The following is an 18,403-nucleotide window of genomic DNA, read 5'->3' on the forward strand; positions in this document are numbered from 1 at the left end:
AAAATGAGGCTCACTCCCACTCGATCGTAGCCGGCGGTTTCCCCGACACGTCATACACCACGCGGTTCAAACCACGCACCTCATTGATGATGCGGTTCGAGCAACGACCCAGCAGCGCGTACGGCAGGTGCGCCCAGTGGGCAGTCATGAAGTCGGTAGTTTGCACCGCGCGCAGCGCGACGACATAGTCATAGGTGCGACCGTCACCCATCACGCCGACCGACTTGACCGGCAGGAACACCGCGAACGCCTGGCTGGTCAGGTCGTACCAGCTCTTGCCCACCTGCGAAGGCTCGCACATGCCGGCCGCGGCGTCCTGTTCGGTAGCGACCGTGCCACGCAGTTCTTCAATGAAGATCGCATCGGCCCGGCGCAGCAGTTCGGCGTAGTCACGCTTGACCTCACCCAGGATACGCACGCCCAGGCCCGGACCCGGGAAGGGGTGGCGGTAGACCATCTCCGGCGGCAGGCCAAGCGCCACGCCGAGTTCGCGGACTTCGTCCTTGAACAGGTCGCGCAGCGGCTCGAGCAGCTTCAGGCCCAGCGTTTCCGGCAGGCCGCCCACGTTATGGTGGCTCTTGATGGTGGTGGCCTTCTTGGTCTTGGTGCCGCCGGACTCGACCACGTCGGGGTAGATCGTGCCCTGGGCCAGCCATTTGGCGTTGGTCAGCTTCTTGGCTTCGGCCTGGAACACTTCGACGAACTCGCGGCCGATGATCTTGCGCTTCTGCTCGGGATCGGTCACGCCGGCGAGGTGGCCGAGGAACTGCTCGGACGCGTCGATGGCGATGACCTTGGCATGCAGGCGGCCGGCGAACATGTCCATGACCATCTTGCCTTCGTTCAGGCGCAGCAGGCCGTGGTCGACGAATACGCAGGTGAGCTGGTCGCCGATGGCGCGATGGATCAGGGCTGCGGCCACCGAGGAATCGACGCCGCCGGACAGGCCGAGAATCACTTCTTCGTCGCCCACCTGCTCGCGGATCTTGGCGACGGCTTCGGCGATATGGTCGTGCATCACCCAGTCAGCCTTGGCGCCGGCGATCTTCAGCACGAAGCGCTCCAGAATGTCGCGGCCCTTGACGGTGTGCGTGACTTCCGGATGGAACTGCACGGCGTAGTAGCCGCGCGCCTCGTCGGCCATGCCGGCGATCGGACAGCTCGGCGTGGAGGCCATCAGCTTGAAACCCGGCGGCAACTCGGCGACCTTGTCGCCGTGGCTCATCCAGACCTTCAGCATGCCGTGCCCTTCGGGCGTGGAGAAGTCCTGCAGGTCCTTGAGCAACGCTGTATGGCCATGCGCGCGCATCTCGGCGTAGCCGAACTCGCGATGGTCGCTCCACTCCACCTTGCCGCCCAGTTGCACGGCCATGGTCTGCATACCGTAGCAGATGCCCAGCACCGGCACGCCGAGGTCCCACACCGCCTGCGGCGCGCGCAGCTGGTGGTCTTCGTAGGTGCTGGCGTGGCTGCCGGACAGGATGATGCCCTTGGGCGCGAACTCGCGCACGAATTCTTCCGTGACGTCGTTCGGGTGAATCTCGCAGTAGACGTGCGCTTCGCGCACGCGGCGGGCGATCAGCTGCGTAACCTGCGAGCCGAAATCAAGGATTAGGATTTTGTCGTGCATGATGGGCGGATGGCGTTTCGTCCGGCACGGGCTCCGGCATCACTTCGGTGCCCGGACCATAACCGGGCGGAGGCGTGACACCGGGCTCGCGCCGGTATTCGGGTGATTGCGGCCGGCGTGCCACGGGGGCCGCGCCGGCATCCTTGTTTTGCGTCTCTTTTTGCAGCTCGCGCTGTTCACGTTCTCGCACGCGCACGCGCTTGGCGGCCGGGATCTGCACCGCCGCGAAGAAGGCCATGACCGCGGCCAGCACCGGCAGCCAGATCTTTCCGGCGCCCTGCACCGGTAGGTCGAGCATGAGCATCCAGGTCACGATCAGCAGCGCGCTGGCCAGGTTGACCTGTCCAACCGTTCGCGCTACCGCGACCGTGAGCTGCCCGTTGACGGTCGCCTGCCACAGCAGCAAGGCTAGGCCAACCAGCGCCACGCCGAGCAGTTGCCCGTACATGGGGGGCTGCGGCTGCGGCAATTGCAGCGCGCTGTAAAAGGTCGTGAAAGGCGAAAGCAGCAAGACGGCGCCGAGCAGCAGATTCAGCAAGGCATCGAGGAACAGCACGGCACGCAGCAATACTTTCATCAGAGCTCCTCCGGCCAGGCAATTAGCGTGGCTTGGGGGCGCAGCGTGGCCGGCGAACGCGGCCGCGCTGGCCCTTGCAGGCTACGCCGGTGGGCGCAGCCGGCACGCGGCTGGCAGGACCGTCGGGACCCGCGCAGCCGCCAGTTCATTGAGACCGGCTTAGTCGATGTAGTAGTTCGGCGCTTCCTTGGTGATCTGCACGTCGTGCACATGCGATTCGCGCATGCCGGCGGCCGTGATCTGCACGAACTCTGCGGTATCGTGCCAGCTTTCGATGGAGCTGCTGCCGCAGTAACCCATGGAGGCGCGCACGCCGCCGCACATCTGGTGAATGATGGCCGTGACCGAGCCCTTGTAGGCCACGCGGCCTTCAATCCCCTCGGGAACCAGCTTGTCGACGTTGGCGGTGTTGTCTTCCTGGAAGTAGCGATCGGCAGCGCCGTCCTTCATCGCGCCCACCGAACCCATGCCGCGGTAGCTCTTGAACGAGCGGCCCTGGTAGAGGAACACTTCGCCCGGCGCCTCTTCGGTACCGGAGAACATGCCGCCCATCATGACCACATGCGCGCCAGCTGCCAGCGCCTTTGCGATGTCGCCCGAGTAGCGGATGCCGCCGTCGGCCACCAGCGGCACGCCGGTGCCCTTGAGGGCTTCGGCCACGTTGGAAACCGCGGTGATCTGCGGCACGCCCACGCCTGCCACGATACGGGTGGTACAGATCGAGCCCGGCCCAATGCCAACCTTGACGCCGTCGGCGCCATGATCGACCAGCGCGCGCGCGGCGGCACCGGTGGCGATATTGCCGCCAATCACCTGCACCTGCGGGAAGTTCTGCTTGACCCAGCGCACGCGGTCCAGCACGCCCTGGCTGTGGCCGTGCGCCGTATCGACCACGATCACGTCGACGCCGGCCTTGACCAGCAGCTCGATACGTTCGTCGTTGTCCGGGCCCACGCCAACCGCCGCGCCTACGCGCAGCTGGCCGCGGTCATCCTTGCTGGCCAGCGGATGCTCCACTGCCTTCTGGATGTCCTTGACCGTGATCAGGCCGCGCAGTTCGAAGGCCTGGTTGACCACCAGCACGCGCTCGAGGCGGTGGCGGTTCATCAGGCGCTTCGCGTCTTCCAGCGAGGCGTCTTCGCCAACCGTGACCAGCTTCTCGCGCGGGGTCATCTTGGCGCGCGCGGGCGCGTCCAGTTCTTCCTCGAAACGCAGGTCGCGGTTGGTGATGATGCCAACCACGGTCTTGCCTTCCAGCACCGGGAAACCCGAGATGCCGTATTGATGTGATAGTGCAATCACATCGCGGATCTTCATGTCGGGGGGAATGGTGATCGGGTCACGCAGCACGCCGGATTCATAGCGCTTTACGCGCGCCACTTCCCGGGCCTGGTCGGCCGGTTTCAGGTTCTTGTGGACGATGCCGATACCGCCGGCCTGCGCCATGGCAATCGCCAGGCGGGCTTCCGTCACGGTATCCATGGCGGCGGATACCAGCGGAATGTTCAGTTCGATCGAACGGGTCAGGCGGGTACGGAGCGAAACATCCCGGGGCAGCACCGACGAATAAGCCGGCACGAGGAGCACGTCATCGAATGTGAGTGCTTTCTGGACAAGACGCATAGCAATTCCTCTAGGCGCAAAACCGAATTATACAGGAATGGCACGTTTCTTGATGCGCCTGAGGGTGCCCTTGTTCAAGTCTGCTATGCTCTTCGTCCTTTTTCCGGCATAGGCAAGCAACAATGGGTATCGGCGTACTGTGCGGCCTGCTGGCCGGCGCGTTCTGGGGCATGGTGTTTATCGCCCCCAAGCTGCTGCCCGTCTTCTCGCCCTGGGAACTGGCGATTGGCCGCTACCTCGCTTACGGTCTGGTGGCGTTTATCGCCGCGCTGCCGCTGATGCGGCGCATTGCACGCAAGCTCACACGCGCCGATTGCGTCGCCCTGCTCCGCCAGGCCTTCACCGGCAACCTGCTGTACTACGTGCTGCTGGCCTTCGGCGTGCAGCTTGCGGGGGTGGGCCCGACCTCGCTGATCATCGGCATCCTGCCGATCTCGGTCACCATCATGGGCCGGCGCGACCATGGCGCCGTGCCGCTGTCGCGCCTGATCTGGTCGTTGCTGGTAGTCGCCGCGGGCATCGCCTGCATCAATATCGACCTGTTCGCCGGCGGCGGCGGCGCGCATGGCGCCAGCGCGGGGGGCGAGGCGCTGCGCACTGTCTGGCAGCGCCTGGCCGGCGTACTGAGCGCGGCCGGCGCCCTGGTGTGCTGGACGCTCTATGCCGTAGACAATGCGCGCTACCTGCAGCGCAATCCGCAATACAGCGGCAATGAATGGTCCGCCCTCTATGGCATTTCCACCGGCGTGGTATCGGTCGTGCTGGCGCTGACGGGCTGGCTGCTGGCCGGAGACAGCCTGGGCGCCGCCGGCAGCGGTCGCGACTGGCAATGGTTCTGGATGGTCAACGCCGCGGTGGCGCTCGGCGCGTCGCTGATTGGCAACAACCTGTGGAACATCTCCAGCCGCCGCCTGCCGCTCACGCTGTCGGGCCAGATGATCGTCTTCGAGACGCTGTTCGCGCTGGCGTATGGCTTTGTCTTCGACCATCGCTTGCCGCGCCCGCTGGAGATCTCCGCCATCGTGTTGCTGATGATCGGCGTGGCCTGGTCGGTGCGCTTGCACGCAACCGACAAGTCTGCATAAACTAGCGGCCAACCCCGGCAGCCAAGGGCGCGTGCGTCACTCGTGGAACGGGGTTTCTGGCCCTGTCCCGCGGATCTCGCCGGACTGCTTGCCTGCTGCCCTACCGTCATCGCAGAGCCACCACAACCCACAAGCCATGAAACGATCGACCGCGCCGTTCAAGCTCGCCACGCTCGCCGCCCTCGCCTGCCTCTGCCAGGGAGCCGCCGCCCAGGCGCAATGGCAGTGGCGCGACGGCAGCGGCCGCATGGTTTATAGCGACGTGCCACCACCGCCCTCGGTACCGGTAGCCAGCGTGATCAAGGCACCGGGGCGCTTCGCCGGGACCCTGCGCCCGGTCGAGCCTGCGCCTTCGCCAGCTACGCCCGCCAGCCCCGCGGCGGTTGCCGCCGGCACCCAACCCGCGCCCAAGGGCGGTGACTCCAAGGGCAATGGCAAGGCGGAATCCACGCCAAGCACAGAGGAAGCCTTCGAGAAGCGCCGGACGGCCAGGCTGAAAGCGGAGGCCGACCAGGCCCTGAAGGACCAGGCCGCACAGGAACGGCAGGTACGTTGCGCACGGATGCAGAACTACGCCGCCGCGCTGCAGCAGAACCGGCGCGTCGCCGTGTCGGCGCCGGATGGCTCCGCGCAGCACCTGGATGACGAACAGCGCCAGGCCGAACTGCAAAGGACCGGCGCCAGCCTCGAACAGAACTGCGTCTGAGCGCCGGCGGCGGTCAGCCGCCGCGCAGCCACTTCAGCCCTTCGCGCGTGCCGCCCTGGCGGGTCTTCTGCACGCGCTTGCGGCGCGCCGACTTGGGGTCGGCCACCAGAGGGCGATAGACTTCGATGCGATCACCGGCCCGCACCTGCGTGTCCGGCGCCTTGAGCTTGCTGAAAATGCCGACCCGCATGGTGGCCGGATCCACCTCCGGACAGGCCTGCAGCAAGCCCGAAGCGGCGATTGCGGCGACAATGCTGGTGCCTGGCGCCACCTCCAGCGCTTTCAGGAAGGCGCCGCCCGGTTGGGCGTAGCACACGGAGATGCGTACCGGACGGGCTCCGGCCTCTTCAGCCATTGCCATAGACCGTTTCGGCGCGTTTGACGAAGGCATCGACAAAGGTATTGGCGATCACGTTGAACACCGGCCCGATGATCTTCTCCAGCAGGAAGTTGGAAAACTCGTAGTGCAGGTGGAATTCGATCTTGCAGGCGTCCTCGCGCAGCGGCGTGAAGCGCCAGGAGCCATTGAAGGTCTTGAAGGGCCCGTCTTCGAACACCATATCGATCCGGGTAGGCGGCTCTTGCGTATTGCGTGTGTGGAAGTACTGCTTGATGCCTTTGAAGTGGATATGGATCTTGGCATCGAGCAGCGTTTCGGTCTGCTCGAACACCTCCACGCCACCGCACCAGGGGAGGAACTTGGGATAGTCCTCGACGCGCGTGACCAGGTTGTACATCTGCTCGGCGGAGTGGCCGACCAGCACGGATTTTTGGACGTCTGCCATTATTGGAAGTGATGGCCCGCGCAGGCACCGCCTGCAATATGACGCAGCGCGGAATCCACCGGGGCGGGCCGGTTTGCTAGAATCGCGATTTTAGCCCACGTGCGTGCCGGCGGCATACCGGATGTGCATGGCAGCGGCATGTACGCCGCAAGCGGCGCGGCGAAGACCATCGGCGGGGCACCCGCGGCGCATCGGGATTCCGGCGGGCCAGCGGCATTTCACGCGGCTTTGCGGCGTGGCGGCACCGGATCCTTCCTTCGTTCCGGGTGTTTGTTTTTTGGTTTTTTTGTTTTACCTATCTCCATTTCCTCTATCCGGACCGCATGACCATCGCAGAAAACAAGAAAGCCTTTTTCGACTACTTCATCGAAGAGCGATATGAGGCGGGGATCGTGCTTGAGGGCTGGGAAGTCAAGGCGATCCGCGCGGGACGCGTGCAGATCAAGGAAGGCTACGTGGTCATCCGCGACGCCGAACTGTTCCTGATCGGCGCCCACATCAGCGCGCTGAACAGTGCCTCGACCCATATCTCGCCCGATGCGGTGCGTACCCGCAAGCTGCTGCTCAAGGCAGAAGAGATCAAGCGGCTGATCGGCAAGGTGGAGCAGCGCGGCTTCACGATCGTGCCGCTCAACCTGCATTACACGCGTGGACGCGTCAAATGCGAAATCGGCCTGGCCAAGGGCAAGAAGATGTTCGACAAGCGCGAGACCGAGAAGGATCGCGACTGGCAGCGCGAGAAGGCGCGCATCATGAAGGGTGCCGGGAAAGAGTAAGGCTGCAAGACAGTTCAAGCACGCGTACCGGCGCCATGCTCCCCTGTCCCGCCCGCAGGGAGAGGGCAAGCGCCCGCAATCGCGGGACGCTCCGCTCCGGCGCCGCCCTCCCCCCGCACTCAAGCCCCCTTCTGCTGGCCTTTGACGATCTGCAGCGCGGAAGCAATCATGCTGCTCATCTCGCCGAGGTTGCCCGGCACGATCAGCGTATTTCCTTGCTTGGCCAGATTCCCGAAGGCGCCCACGTATTCCTCCGCGACCTTCAGGTTGACCGCTTCCATGCCGCCCTCTGTGCGGATGGCGCGCCCGATTTTCTCAATCGCCTGCGCATTGGCTTCCGCCACCGCCAGGATGGCGGAAGCCTCGCCCTGCGCCCGGTTGATGGCCGCCTGCCGCTCGCCTTCTGACTTCTGGATCGCGGCTTCGCGCGCGCCGGTGGCCAAGTTGATCTGTTCCTGCCGCTTGCCTTCGGAGGCGGCGATCAGCGCGCGCTTCTCCCGCTCGGCGGTGATCTGCGCTTGCATCGCGTGCAGGATCTCCTTGGGCGGGGTGAGATCCTTGATCTCGTAGCGCAGCACCTTCACGCCCCAGCTCGCGGCTGCCTCGTCCAGCGAGTTGACCACGCTGTGGTTGATGTACTCGCGTTCCTCGAAAGTCTTGTCCAGCTCCAGCTTGCCGATCACCGAGCGCAGCGTGGTCTGCGACAACTGCGTGATCGCCACCACGAAATTGCTCGACCCGTAGGAAGCCTTCATTGGGTCCGTGACCTGGTAGTACAGCACGCCGTCCACCTGTAGCTGCGTGTTGTCCCTGGTGATGCAGATCTGGCTGGGCACATCGAGCGGGATCTCCTTGAGGACGTGCTTGTAGGCAACCCGATCGACGAAGGGCAGCACCACGGTCAGCCCCGGCGTCAGCGTGGCGCGGTACTTGCCGAGGCGCTCCAGCACCCAGGCATGTTGCTGCGGCACGATCTTGAAGCTCTTCGCCACCAGGACGATGACAGCGACAAGAACCAGCAGGGGCAGCAGGCTGCCAAAAAATTCAAACATGGGACCTCCGTGACGGGGTTGGAAAGACGAACTGCAAGAACCTGGAAACAAGCACGGGCGCGGCCCGCACCGCTATCTCGGGCTGACGAACAGCGTGTTGCCGCGTACCTCGACAATGCGGAAGCGCCCCGGAGCCGCCAGCCCATTGGCCTGGAACTCGACGTCCCATTCCGTACCGCGGTAGCGCACCCGTGCCCGCCCGTCAGCCCCCCAGGCCGGCACTTCCAGTTCCTGGCCGATGTCCGGGTTGACGCTCGGATCGCGCTCCGCCACGTCGCGCCGCGCACGGCCGTAGCGGGACCGCCGCAGCACCACGAAGCCGGTCAGGGCTACCAGTGCGGCCAGAATGGTCTGGCTGGCTGCTTCCAGCCCCGCCAGCGCACCGAGCCCGCCTGCCGCCGCGCCCAGCGCCACCATCAGCAAATACAAGGTGCCGAAACCCAGTTCCACGATCACCAGCACCGCTGCCAATGCAAACCAGATGTAATACGGCGCCATAGCCTCCCCTTCGCGTTGCCTGCCTTCATGCCTGTCCGGACCGGACCACCGCATCGCGCACGGCCGCGGCCAAAACAAAAAACCCCCGCAGCGCCAGAGCGCCTGCGGGGGTTAGGAACACCAGGCGCAGGGCCGGTGTACCGCTATTGTGACGTCAAATGCCTCAGGAAGCCAGTTGCTTCCAGGTATCGATCACGGAATCGGGATTCAGCGAAATCGACTTGATGCCTTCCTTGGCCAGCCACAGCGCAAAGTCCGGGTGATCCGAAGGACCCTGGCCGCAGATGCCGACGTACTTGTCCAGGCGCAGCGCGGTGGAAATGGCGCGCGACAGCATGAACTTGACCGCCGGGTCGCGTTCGTCGAAGTCCTTGGCCAGCAGCTCCATGCCGGAGTCGCGGTCCAGGCCCAGCGTGAGCTGGGTCAGGTCGTTCGAGCCGATCGAGAAGCCGTCGAAATACTGCAGGAACTCTTCGGCCAGGATGGCGTTGGACGGCACCTCGCACATCATGATGACGCGCAGGCCGTTTTCGCCGCGCTTCAGGCCGTGCTTGGCCAGCAGGCCGATGACCTTCTCGGCCTGGCCCAGGGTCCGCACGAACGGCACCATGATTTCGACGTTGGTCAGGCCCATGTCGTCGCGAACGCGCTTCATGGCCTTGCATTCCATCTCGAAGGCTTCTGCGAAGTCTTCGGAGATGTAGCGCGAGGCGCCGCGGAAGCCCAGCATGGGGTTTTCTTCATCCGGCTCGTAGCGCGAACCGCCGATCAGCTTCTTGTACTCGTTGGACTTGAAGTCCGACAGGCGCACGATGACCGGCTTCGGGTAGAAGGCCGCGCCGATGGTGGCGATGCCCTCGGCCAGCTTGTCCACATAGAAGGCGCGCGGGCTGGCATGGCCGCGGGCCACGCTTTCCACTGCTTTCTTCAGGTCGGCGTCGACTTGCGGGTAGTCGAGGATGGCCTTGGGGTGGACGCCGATATTGTTGTTGATGATGAACTCGAGGCGAGCCAGGCCGACGCCCTGGTTCGGGATCTGGCAAAAGTCGAATGCCAGCTGCGGGTTACCGACGTTCATCATGATCTTGACGTCGATTTCCGGCATCTCGCCGCGCTGCACTTCGGTCACTTCGGTCTCGAGCAGGCCGTCGTAGACGCGGCCTTCGTCGCCCTCGGCGCACGACACCGTCACCAGCGTGCCGTCCTTGAGCAGGTCAGTCGCATCGCCGCAACCGACCACGGCGGGCACGCCCAGCTCGCGCGCGATGATGGCCGCGTGGCAGGTACGGCCGCCACGGTTGGTCACGATGGCGGCGGCGCGCTTCATCACCGGCTCCCAGTTGGGATCGGTCATGTCGGCGACCAGCACGTCGCCAGGCTGCACGCGCTCCATCTCTGACGGGTCATTGATCACGCGCACGCGGCCGGTGCCGATCTTCTGGCCGATGGCGCGACCGCTGGTCAGCACGGGGGCGGTGCCCTTGAGCTTGAAGCGCTGCTCGGCCTTACCGGCGGACTGGCTCTTCACCGTTTCCGGGCGGGCCTGCAGGATGTAGATCTTGCCGTCGCGGCCGTCCTTGCCCCACTCGATGTCCATCGGGCGGCCGTAATGCTTCTCGATGATCATCGCGTACTTGGCCAGCTCCGACACATCGGCGTCGGTGATGGAGTAGCGGTTGCGCAACTCGATGGGTACGTCGACGGTCTTGACGCGGCCGGCTTCGCCCGGCGCCGTGAATTCCATCTTGATCAGCTTGGAGCCGATCGAGCGGCGGATGATCGGCTGCTTGCCCGCTTGCAGCGTGGGCTTGAAGACGTAGAACTCGTCCGGGTTGACCGCGCCCTGCACCACCGTCTCGCCCAGGCCGTAGCTGGAAGTGATGAAGACCACATCCGCGAAACCGGATTCCGTGTCGATGGTGAACATGACGCCCGCGGCGCCCACATCCGAGCGCACCATGCGCTGCACGCCGGCCGACAGCGCGACGATGTCGTGCGCGAAGCCCTTGTGCACGCGATAGGAAATGGCGCGGTCGTTGTACAGCGAGGCAAACACGTGGCGGATCTTCTCCAGCACGTCGTCGATGCCGCTGACGTTGAGGTACGACTCCTGCTGGCCGGCGAAGGACGCATCGGGCAGGTCTTCAGCGGTGGCCGACGAGCGCACGGCGAACGACGCCTCGGCGCCCTCGCGCTCTTCGGCACGTGCGTAGAACTCGCGGATTTCCTTTTCCAGGCGCGGCTGGAACGGCGCTTCGATGACCCAGTTGCGGATCTCGGCGCCGGCTTCGGCCAGGGCCTTGACGTCGTCGACGTTGAGGGCCTTGAGGCGATCGGAAATACGCTGGGTCAGGTTGCTGTGGGCGAGGAAATCGCGGAAAGCCAGCGAGGTGGTGGCAAAGCCACCGGGCACCCGCACGCCGGCCTCGGCCAGTTGCGAGATCATCTCGCCGAGCGACGAATTCTTGCCGCCCACGGTTTCCACATCTTCCTTGCGCAACTGCTCGAACGGCAGCACGTATGCGCCGTCAATTGCCGGGTTGTTCATAAAAGCCTCAAAACAAAGTAAGAAACCTGTTGCTGACGCCCGGAATATTGTTGGAGTTCTGCTACCGGACGGATCGCTTGGCTAAACAACCCCAGCGTTGTCACGATCGGCGCGCGATCGTGATTGCTGCAGCGCACATTGTTGACAATTCGTGCCCGAATCGTTGCACCAACAGCGCTGGCGGAATTGCTTAGCGAAAAGATCGCCGCTATTCTACCGTGCCGCACCGCACTTTCGCGGAGCGCGGATTCAAAAATATTGTCCTAACATGTCCCAGCCCGACGCTCCCGCTGCACCGCAGGAACCCCAGGAACCGCGTACGGAAGAGCGCCCCGCCATCCGTACGGTCTTTATCGTCTCCGACGGTACCGGCATCACTGCCGAGACCTTCAGCCACTCGATCCTGGCCCAGTTCGAGATGCGTTTCCGCAAGGTGCGCATGCCGTTTGTCGACACGCCCGAGAAAGCACATATCGCGGTCGGCAAGATCAACGAAGCCTTCTACGCGGAAGGGGTGCAGCCCATCGTCTTCACCACCCTGGTCAACCAGGAGTCGAACAAGGCGATCCGCCGCGCCAAGGCCATGATACTGGACATGTTCCAGACCTTCATCGAGCCACTGGAGAAGGAACTCGGCCTCAAGTCCACCCATGCGATCGGGCGCTTCCACCAGAACGCGGACACCGAGGCCTACCAGAACCGCATCGAGGCGATCAACTTCTCGCTCGCGCATGACGACGGCCAGTCGCACAAGAACCTGGCCGAGGCCGACATCATCCTGGTCGGCGTTTCGCGCAGCGGCAAGACCCCGACCAGCTTGTACCTGGCCATGCAGTACGGTCTCAAGGCGGCCAACTACCCGCTGATTCCCGACGATTTCGAGCGCGGCAAGCTGCCGAGCGCCCTGTATGCGTTCAAGCCCAAGATCTTCGGCCTGTCGATCAATCCGCAGCGCCTGGCCGAGATCCGCAACGAGCGGCGGCCGGGCAGCAAATACGCGGCGCCGGAAAACTGCCGGTACGAGGTCAATGAGGCCGAGGCCATGATGCGCCGCGAGGGCATCAAGTGGCTGTCGTCCACGCACAAGTCGATCGAAGAGATCGCCACCACGATCCTGCAGGAGATCAAGGTGGATCGGGATAGTAATTATTGAGAAGGCAGCCGGCGCGCCGAACGAAGCTGAACGGTGCGCCAAAGCCGCCTGATGCACCTGCCGGTGTTGATTCCTACTGCCCTCAGGGGGAGGGGGAAGCAATCCGCCCGTGGGCCTTATAGCATCAACCGGGCCGCCGCTGCCGCACCGCCTCGAACAGGCAGATCGCCGTAGCCGCCGCCACATTCAGCGATTCCAGCCCGCCCGGCTGCGGAATGCCCACCGTGCGGCTGACCCTGGCCATCCACTCCGGGCTGACGCCCGCGCCTTCATTGCCCACCACCCAGCCCACCGGGCCGCGCAAATCGGTGTCGAACACGGCTGCCTGCGCATGCGAGGACGTCGCCAGCAGCGGCACCGCCAGGCGCGGCGCCAGCATGTCCAGCGTGCAATGCTCGACGATATTCAGGTGGAAATTGGCGCCCATGGCCGCACGCAAGGTCTTGGTGGACCAGGCGAAGGCGCTGCCCGTGACGAGGAACGCATGGCCGATTCCAGCGGCGGCCGCGCTGCGCAGGATCGAGCCCACGTTGCCGGCATCCTGCACGCCGTCCAGGATGATGCAATCGGTATCGATATGCGATGGCAGGTGGCCGGACGGCGTCTCGATAACCAGCATCAGGTCGATGCCGTTGACCACGCCGGCAATCAGGTCGAACAAGGCGTCCGCCAGCAGTACCACGCGTTCGGGCGCGATCTGCCTGAGCAGCGGAGCCACCTCGGCGTGATCGTAGTGCCGCTCCGACACCACGCACTGCACCGGCTGGCCCAGCGCATCCAGGTAGGCCTGCGCAAGATGCACGCCATCGAGCACCGATTGCCCGGCCTTGCGGCGGGCATGCGTGGAACCGGTCAGGGCCTTGAGGTGCTTGAACAGCGCGTTGTCGCGCGACGTGACGTGCTTCACGATACCTGCTCCGGGAAAGACGGCGGTGGCATGCCGGCGGCAGGCGCGATGCGCCCTAGCGCGATGGCCTCGCGCACCGGCGCGAACGAGCGCCGATGGTGCGGCGTGGCGCCGTACTGCGTGAGCGCGGCCAAGTGCTGCGGCGTGCCGTAGCCCGAGTGGGCGTCGAAGCCATACTGCGGGTACGACGCGTGCAGCGTCAGCAATTCACGATCGCGCGCCACCTTGGCGAGGATCGACGCCGCCGATATCGCCTGCACCTTGGCATCGCCCTTGACGATGGCCTCGACCGCAAAGCGCACCTGCGGGCAGCGGTTGCCGTCGACCTGCACCAGGTCTGGCTCCAGGCCGGCATCCGCCAGGCCGTGCACCGCGCGCTGCATGGCCAGCATGGTGGCGTGCAGGATGTTGATGGTGTCGATCTCTTCCACCGTGGCGAAGGCGATATGCCAGCCCAGCGCGCGTTCGCAGATCTGCTCGAACAGCGCCTCCCGGCGCAGGGCTGTCAGCACTTTGGAATCGGCCAGGCCCTTGATCGGACGCTCCGGATCAAGCACCACGGCGGCGGCATAGACGGGGCCGGCCAGCGGGCCCCTGCCCGCCTCGTCCACGCCACACAGGTGGCGGACCTGCGCGGCGGTGTCGGCGAGGTCGAAACCGAGTTGGGCCGGATTGCCCTTGGCAGCGGGACGGCGCGCCATTACCCGCCCCTGCGTTGCCGGATCAGGCCGGCGACCACCTCCGAGGCGATCTCGGCGGTATTGCGTTTAAGGGTCTGGTGCATCTGGGTGAAATGTTCGCGCAGAAACGCGGTATTGCCATCGTCGTTCAACTGCAGCAGCGTCTCGCGCGCCAGCGCCTCTGGCGTGGCGTCGTCCTGCAACAGTTCGGGCACGACAAAGCGCCCCGACAGGATGTTGGGCAGGCCCACATACGGCAGGTACCCCTGCCGCTTCATGATCTGCGCGGTCAGCCAGGGCACCTTGTACGAGATCACCATCGGCTTCTTGTACAGCGCCGCCTCCAGCGTGGCGGTGCCGCTGGCCAGCAGGATCACGTCGGCGGCTTCCATGGCAAGGTGCGACTGCCCGTCGATGACGGTCAGCGGAATCTGCGGATACTGCTGATGCAGGCTCTCGACGATCTCGCGCAGCGGCGCGCTGGCGACCGGCAACACGAAGGCAAGATTGCCGTCCATGCCGTGCATGCGCGCCATGGCATCGAAGAACGTCGCCCCAAGGTTGCGCACCTCGGATTGCCGGCTGCCGGGCAACACGGCCACCACGCGGGGCCCGGCCGGCAGGCCCAGCCGCGCGCGCGCGCCCTGCGTATCCGGCACCATCGGGATCACGTCAGCCAGCGGATGGCCCACGTAGGTAGCGGGAATGCCGGCGCGGGCGTAGATCTCCGGTTCGAACGGGAACAGGCACAGGATGTGATCGACCGCGCGTGCGATGGTACGGATGCGTCCGCCCCGCCATGCCCAGATCGAAGGACTGACAAAATGCACCACGGGAATGCCGGCACGGCGCAGCGGCACTTCCAGCCCGAAGTTGAAATCCGGCGCATCCACCCCGATGAAGCACAGCGGCGGCTGCGCGATCAGCTGTTCCCTGATGGCGCGGCGCGTGGCCAGGATCTCGCGCAGCGAGCCCAGCACCTCCACATAGCCGTTGACCGAGAGCGTATCCATCGGCCATTGCGACTCGAACCCCTGCGCCATCATGCGCGGCCCGCCAATGCCGGCGTAGCGAACGGTTTCGCCGAGCCGGGCCTTGAGCCCGCCCATCAGTAGGGAAGCCAGCAGATCACCCGAGTTCTCGCCGGCCACCATGGCAATGGTGCCGCGCGTACCCGCGCCTGCCACGTCCCGCGTAGCACCCGTGGCCGGTAGGACACCGTCGACCATGGCGTGGGCCGGCTTCAGCGCACAATGCCGCGCTGCGTGGCGGCAATGAAGTCGAGGAAGCCCTGCAGCGGCACCTTGGCGCTGCCTTCGGCATGCGCGATCAGTTGCGCGATCTCGTTGCGGGCGGCTTCGAAGCTCAGGTCGGACTTGTACAGTACCTTGTAGGCCTGGCGCAGGGCCGCGATCTGCGCGGCGTCGAAGCCACGGCGGCGCATGCCTTCCACGTTGATGCCGTGCGGCGTGGCCTTGTTGCCACCCTTGTCGCCGGCGGCGATCACGAACGGCGGCAGGTCCTGCACCAGTGCCGAGGCGCCGCCCAGCATGGCGTGGTCGCCGATGCGCACGAACTGATGAACCCCGCTCATGCCGCCAAGGATGGCCCAGTCGCCCACCTGCACATGGCCGGCAATCTGCGCATTGCTGGAAAACACCGTATGGTCGCCCACCCGGCAATCGTGCGCGATGTGGACATAGGCCATGATCCAGTTGTCGTCGCCGATGCTGGTCACGCCCTGGTCCTGCACCGTGCCGGTGTGGATGGTGGTGAACTCGCGAATGGTATTGCGATCACCGATCACGAGCCGGGTCGGCTCGTTGCGGTACTTCATGTCCTGCGGCGTGCCACCAACCGAGGCATATGGCCCAATGCGGTTATCCGCGCCGACGGTGGTATGCCCTTCGATGGTCGTGTGCGCGCCAACCTGGGTACCGCTGCCAAGGCGAACGTTGGGACCAACGACGGAAAACGGCCCGACGGTCACGTCGGCTGCAAGCTCGGCCTTCGGGTCGACCAGTGCGCTGGGATGGATTTGCGTCATGCGTCCTGTCCTATGGTCTGAGATTGAAAAGTTGAACGATCGAAACAATGAACCAACACGTCCAAATTCGCTTTCAGGGCGTAGCGAGCGGCCGTCAGGTGGTGCCGCCCGCGGCGCAGGAACCGCAACGTACATTGGTACGTGAGGATTCCGAGCAGCGGACGGTGCCGCATGGCGACCGCGCAGTAGCCCTGAATGCGAATTTTCAGGCGTCGGCTTGTTTGACGGTGCACATCAACTCAGCTTCGCAAGCCACCTTCTCGTCGACGGTGGCAAACGCCTTGAACTTCCAGATGCCGCGGATATAGCGCTCTACGGATACGGTCATGTGCAGCTGGTCGCCCGGCGTCACAACCTGCTTGAAGCGCGCGCCGTCGATGCCGACGAAGTAATAAAGCGAGCCTTCCTTGCGCTCCATGTCGGCGCCAAAGGTCAGCAGGCCGGCCGACTGCGCCAGCGCTTCAAGGATCATCACGCCCGGCATCACGGGGTGACCCGGGAAATGGCCCTGGAAGTACGGCTCGTTCATGGTGACGTTCTTCAGCGTTTTGATACGCTTTTGCGGCTCCAGTTCAAGCACCCGGTCTACCATCAGGAACGGGTAACGATGCGGCAGCAGCTTGAGGATCTTGCGGATGTCGATATCGACGGCGTTCATGATTTTTTCTCTTCGGTATGCTGGATAGAATTGCCGGCGTCCTGGCCTTGCAGGCGTTTTTCGAGCTGGATCACGCGCTCGCGCAATTTGCTCAGCCCTCGCAAGGTGGCCGCGGTGCGTTCCCAGTCGCCATGCGGCTGGACCGGGAACACGCTGGTGAAATGACCGCCGGGCTTGGTAATGGATTTAGTGATCGACGTGCCACCGGAAACCGTGGTGCGGTCGGCAATGTTCAGGTGGCCGGCAAAGTTGGCCGAGCCCCCGATGACGCAGAAGCGGCCGACCTTGGTACTGCCGGCAATCGCCGCGCAGCCCGCGATCACAGTATGCGCGCCCACGCGCACGTTATGCGCGATCTGCACCTGGTTGTCGAGCTTGCAGCCGTCCTCGATGACCGTATCGGCCATGGCGCCGCGATCGATCGCGGTATTGGCACCCACCTCGACATCGTTACCTAACACCGCGCGGCCGGTCTGGGGAATCTTGACGTATTCCACGCCGCCCGGGCCGATGTCCGGGGCAAAGCCAAAGCCATCGGCGCCCAACACCACCCCGCTGTGCAGTATGCATCGCATGCCCACCACGCATTGATGATAGATCGAGACATTGGCGTAGATCAGCGTGTCGTCGCCAATCTGTGCCCCGGCGCCGACAAAGCCGTTGGCCAGGATGCGCACCCGTTCGCCTAGCCGTGCCCCGTTCTCGATTACCGCATTGGGCCCGATAAAGCAGGAAGCCGGCACCACGGCATCCGGCGCCACGCTGGCGCGCGGGTCGATGCCGGTACGGTGGTCGGTATTGGCACGGCGCTCGAAGCCCTGCGCGATACGTGCAAAGCACACGTAGGGATTGCGCGCGACCAGCCAGTTGCGGCCGTCGGCCTGGCCTTCAGCCCGGATGCGCTCAAGGTCGGCCGCGGACACGATCACGGCGCCGGCGCCGGACGCCAGCGCCTGTGGCAGGTACAGGGGGTTGGAGAGGAACGAGAGCTGGTCGGAGCCGGCCTGGTCGAGCGGCGCGAGGCCGCGCACGGCGAGGTCGGGATCACCCACAACCTGCGCGCCGGTATCGGTGGCGAGCTGACCCAGTGTGGGTGTTTGCATGGCAGTACTTCCTTGGACGGTGAAAACAGGCAGGCTTACTTACTACCGGCGTTCAGCGCTTTCATCACATCGTCGGTGATGTCGATGCGAGGATTGACATAGACGGCTTCCTGCACGATCAGGTCGTACTTGCGCTGTTCTGCAAGCTGGCGGATCACGCGGTTGGCACGCTCGAGCACCTGGGCCAGTTCCTCATTGCGGCGCTGGTTCAGGTCCTCGCGGAATTCACGTTGCTTGCGCTGGAATTCGCGGTCGAGATCGGCGACTTCGCGCTGACGGCGCTGGCGGTCGGCGTCAGCCAGCACGGCAGTGTCCTTGTCGAGCTTGTCGGCCATGCCCTTGATCTTCTGGGCCATGTCCTGCAGCTCGCGGTCGCGCTTGGAGAATTCCTGTTCCAGCTTGACCTGGGCCTGCTTGGCAGGCACCGAGTCACGCAGGATGCGCTCGGAATTCACCGCGGCAATGCGTGCTTCCTGCGCCATGGCGGGCGCGGCAGCCAGCAGCGCGCCAGCCGTCAGCGCGGCGGCCGTCAGGCTCTTGATCAGTGGGAATGTTGTTTTCATGAATACGTTCCT

General features: G+C 64.8%; 19 protein-coding genes and 1 other RNA gene. 4 read left to right on the plus strand and 16 right to left on the minus strand.

All coding sequences use genetic code 11. From position 1 onward, the window contains the following. Positions 1-10 precede the first annotated feature (10 nt). The 3 genes from guaA to guaB form a co-directional block, all read right to left on the minus strand. Positions 11-1,630, minus strand: a complete 1,620-nt coding sequence (gene guaA, locus ACZY0R_RS27280) for a glutamine-hydrolyzing GMP synthase (protein WP_488862785.1) — start codon at positions 1,628-1,630, stop codon at positions 11-13. Next, entirely contained in the window at positions 1,605-2,207 is a 603-nt protein-coding gene (locus ACZY0R_RS27285; protein ID WP_488862787.1) for a hypothetical protein, read from the minus strand. The genes guaA and ACZY0R_RS27285 overlap by 26 nt, the downstream gene beginning before the upstream one ends. Positions 2,208-2,366: 159 nt before the next feature. Then, positions 2,367-3,830, minus strand: coding sequence for an IMP dehydrogenase (guaB, locus tag ACZY0R_RS27290; protein ID WP_441631965.1), 1,464 nt, complete (start codon positions 3,828-3,830; stop codon positions 2,367-2,369). Between the two features lie 122 nt (positions 3,831-3,952). Between guaB and ACZY0R_RS27295 the strand changes: the two genes are divergently transcribed. Together ACZY0R_RS27295 and ACZY0R_RS27300 are read left to right on the plus strand one after the other, a co-directional pair. Next, complete coding sequence (locus tag ACZY0R_RS27295) at positions 3,953-4,915, plus strand: DMT family transporter (RefSeq protein ID WP_488862789.1); 963 nt, start codon at positions 3,953-3,955, stop codon at positions 4,913-4,915. Positions 4,916-5,051: 136 nt separating this feature from the next. Then, the gene (locus ACZY0R_RS27300) at positions 5,052-5,621 is read left to right on the plus strand and encodes a DUF4124 domain-containing protein (protein ID WP_488862791.1); all 570 of its coding nucleotides are present in this window, start codon (positions 5,052-5,054) and stop codon (positions 5,619-5,621) included. Between the two features lie 13 nt (positions 5,622-5,634). On the opposite strand, the gene ACZY0R_RS27305 is transcribed toward ACZY0R_RS27300, so the two are convergent. Both ACZY0R_RS27305 and ACZY0R_RS27310 read right to left on the minus strand, forming a co-directional pair. Continuing rightward, on the minus strand, positions 5,635-5,976 hold the full coding sequence (locus ACZY0R_RS27305) for an RnfH family protein (protein WP_488866209.1): 342 nt from the start codon (positions 5,974-5,976) through the stop codon (positions 5,635-5,637). Continuing rightward, on the minus strand, positions 5,969-6,406 hold the full coding sequence (locus ACZY0R_RS27310; RefSeq protein WP_045241471.1) for a type II toxin-antitoxin system RatA family toxin: 438 nt from the start codon (positions 6,404-6,406) through the stop codon (positions 5,969-5,971). Before ACZY0R_RS27310 ends, ACZY0R_RS27305 begins: the two co-directional genes overlap by 8 nt. A gap of 323 nt (positions 6,407-6,729) precedes the next feature. On the opposite strand from ACZY0R_RS27310, the gene smpB reads away from it, so the two are divergent. Beyond that, the gene (smpB, locus tag ACZY0R_RS27315) at positions 6,730-7,182 is read left to right on the plus strand and encodes an SsrA-binding protein SmpB (protein WP_045241472.1); all 453 of its coding nucleotides are present in this window, start codon (positions 6,730-6,732) and stop codon (positions 7,180-7,182) included. 119 nt (positions 7,183-7,301) lie between these two features. Here smpB and ACZY0R_RS27320 read toward each other — a convergent pair whose 3' ends face one another. From ACZY0R_RS27320 to ppsA, 3 genes are all read right to left on the minus strand, one after another. Next, positions 7,302-8,234 (minus strand): SPFH domain-containing protein, encoded by a 933-nt coding sequence (locus tag ACZY0R_RS27320; protein WP_045241473.1) that lies wholly within the window; start codon positions 8,232-8,234, stop codon positions 7,302-7,304. Positions 8,235-8,306: 72 nt separating this feature from the next. Then, positions 8,307-8,732, minus strand: a complete 426-nt coding sequence (locus tag ACZY0R_RS27325) for an NfeD family protein (RefSeq protein WP_488862794.1) — start codon at positions 8,730-8,732, stop codon at positions 8,307-8,309. Between the two features lie 163 nt (positions 8,733-8,895). Next, positions 8,896-11,280: a phosphoenolpyruvate synthase gene (gene ppsA / locus ACZY0R_RS27330; RefSeq protein WP_045241475.1), complete on the minus strand. Its 2,385-nt coding sequence runs from the start codon at positions 11,278-11,280 to the stop codon at positions 8,896-8,898. 337 nt (positions 11,281-11,617) lie between these two features. On the opposite strand from ppsA, the gene ppsR reads away from it, so the two are divergent. Continuing rightward, on the plus strand, positions 11,618-12,433 hold the full coding sequence (gene ppsR / locus ACZY0R_RS27335) for a posphoenolpyruvate synthetase regulatory kinase/phosphorylase PpsR (RefSeq protein WP_045241570.1): 816 nt from the start codon (positions 11,618-11,620) through the stop codon (positions 12,431-12,433). Between the two features lie 124 nt (positions 12,434-12,557). Here the strand turns inward: ppsR and ACZY0R_RS27340 are convergent, their stop codons facing one another. The 8 genes from ACZY0R_RS27340 to ACZY0R_RS27375 all read right to left on the minus strand — a co-directional run bounded on the left by ACZY0R_RS27340 (position 12,558) and on the right by ACZY0R_RS27375 (position 18,391). After that, complete coding sequence (locus ACZY0R_RS27340; RefSeq protein WP_045241476.1) at positions 12,558-13,340, minus strand: TrmH family RNA methyltransferase; 783 nt, start codon at positions 13,338-13,340, stop codon at positions 12,558-12,560. Continuing rightward, positions 13,337-14,041 (minus strand): ribonuclease HII, encoded by a 705-nt coding sequence (gene rnhB / locus ACZY0R_RS27345; protein WP_488862796.1) that lies wholly within the window; start codon positions 14,039-14,041, stop codon positions 13,337-13,339. Before rnhB ends, ACZY0R_RS27340 begins: the two co-directional genes overlap by 4 nt. Then, positions 14,041-15,249: a lipid-A-disaccharide synthase gene (gene lpxB, locus ACZY0R_RS27350; RefSeq protein WP_045241478.1), complete on the minus strand. Its 1,209-nt coding sequence runs from the start codon at positions 15,247-15,249 to the stop codon at positions 14,041-14,043. Before lpxB ends, rnhB begins: the two co-directional genes overlap by 1 nt. A 14-nt stretch (positions 15,250-15,263) precedes the next feature. Continuing rightward, positions 15,264-16,067: an acyl-ACP--UDP-N-acetylglucosamine O-acyltransferase gene (gene lpxA, locus ACZY0R_RS27355; protein ID WP_488862798.1), complete on the minus strand. Its 804-nt coding sequence runs from the start codon at positions 16,065-16,067 to the stop codon at positions 15,264-15,266. A gap of 68 nt (positions 16,068-16,135) precedes the next feature. Beyond that, positions 16,136-16,210, minus strand: a non-coding RNA gene (locus ACZY0R_RS27360) — sX9 sRNA. 62 nt (positions 16,211-16,272) lie between these two features. Further along, positions 16,273-16,725 carry a 3-hydroxyacyl-ACP dehydratase FabZ gene (gene fabZ, locus ACZY0R_RS27365; RefSeq protein ID WP_045241480.1) on the minus strand — a complete coding sequence of 151 codons (453 nt, stop codon included), beginning with the start codon at positions 16,723-16,725 and terminating at the stop codon, positions 16,273-16,275. Beyond that, the gene (lpxD, locus tag ACZY0R_RS27370) at positions 16,722-17,828 is read right to left on the minus strand and encodes a UDP-3-O-(3-hydroxymyristoyl)glucosamine N-acyltransferase (RefSeq protein WP_488862800.1); all 1,107 of its coding nucleotides are present in this window, start codon (positions 17,826-17,828) and stop codon (positions 16,722-16,724) included. The genes fabZ and lpxD overlap by 4 nt, the downstream gene beginning before the upstream one ends. A gap of 35 nt (positions 17,829-17,863) precedes the next feature. After that, on the minus strand, positions 17,864-18,391 hold the full coding sequence (locus tag ACZY0R_RS27375) for an OmpH/Skp family outer membrane protein (protein ID WP_276290204.1): 528 nt from the start codon (positions 18,389-18,391) through the stop codon (positions 17,864-17,866). Between the last annotated feature and the right edge of the window lie 12 nt (positions 18,392-18,403).

This window comes from Cupriavidus sp. F041 (assembly GCF_057814235.1).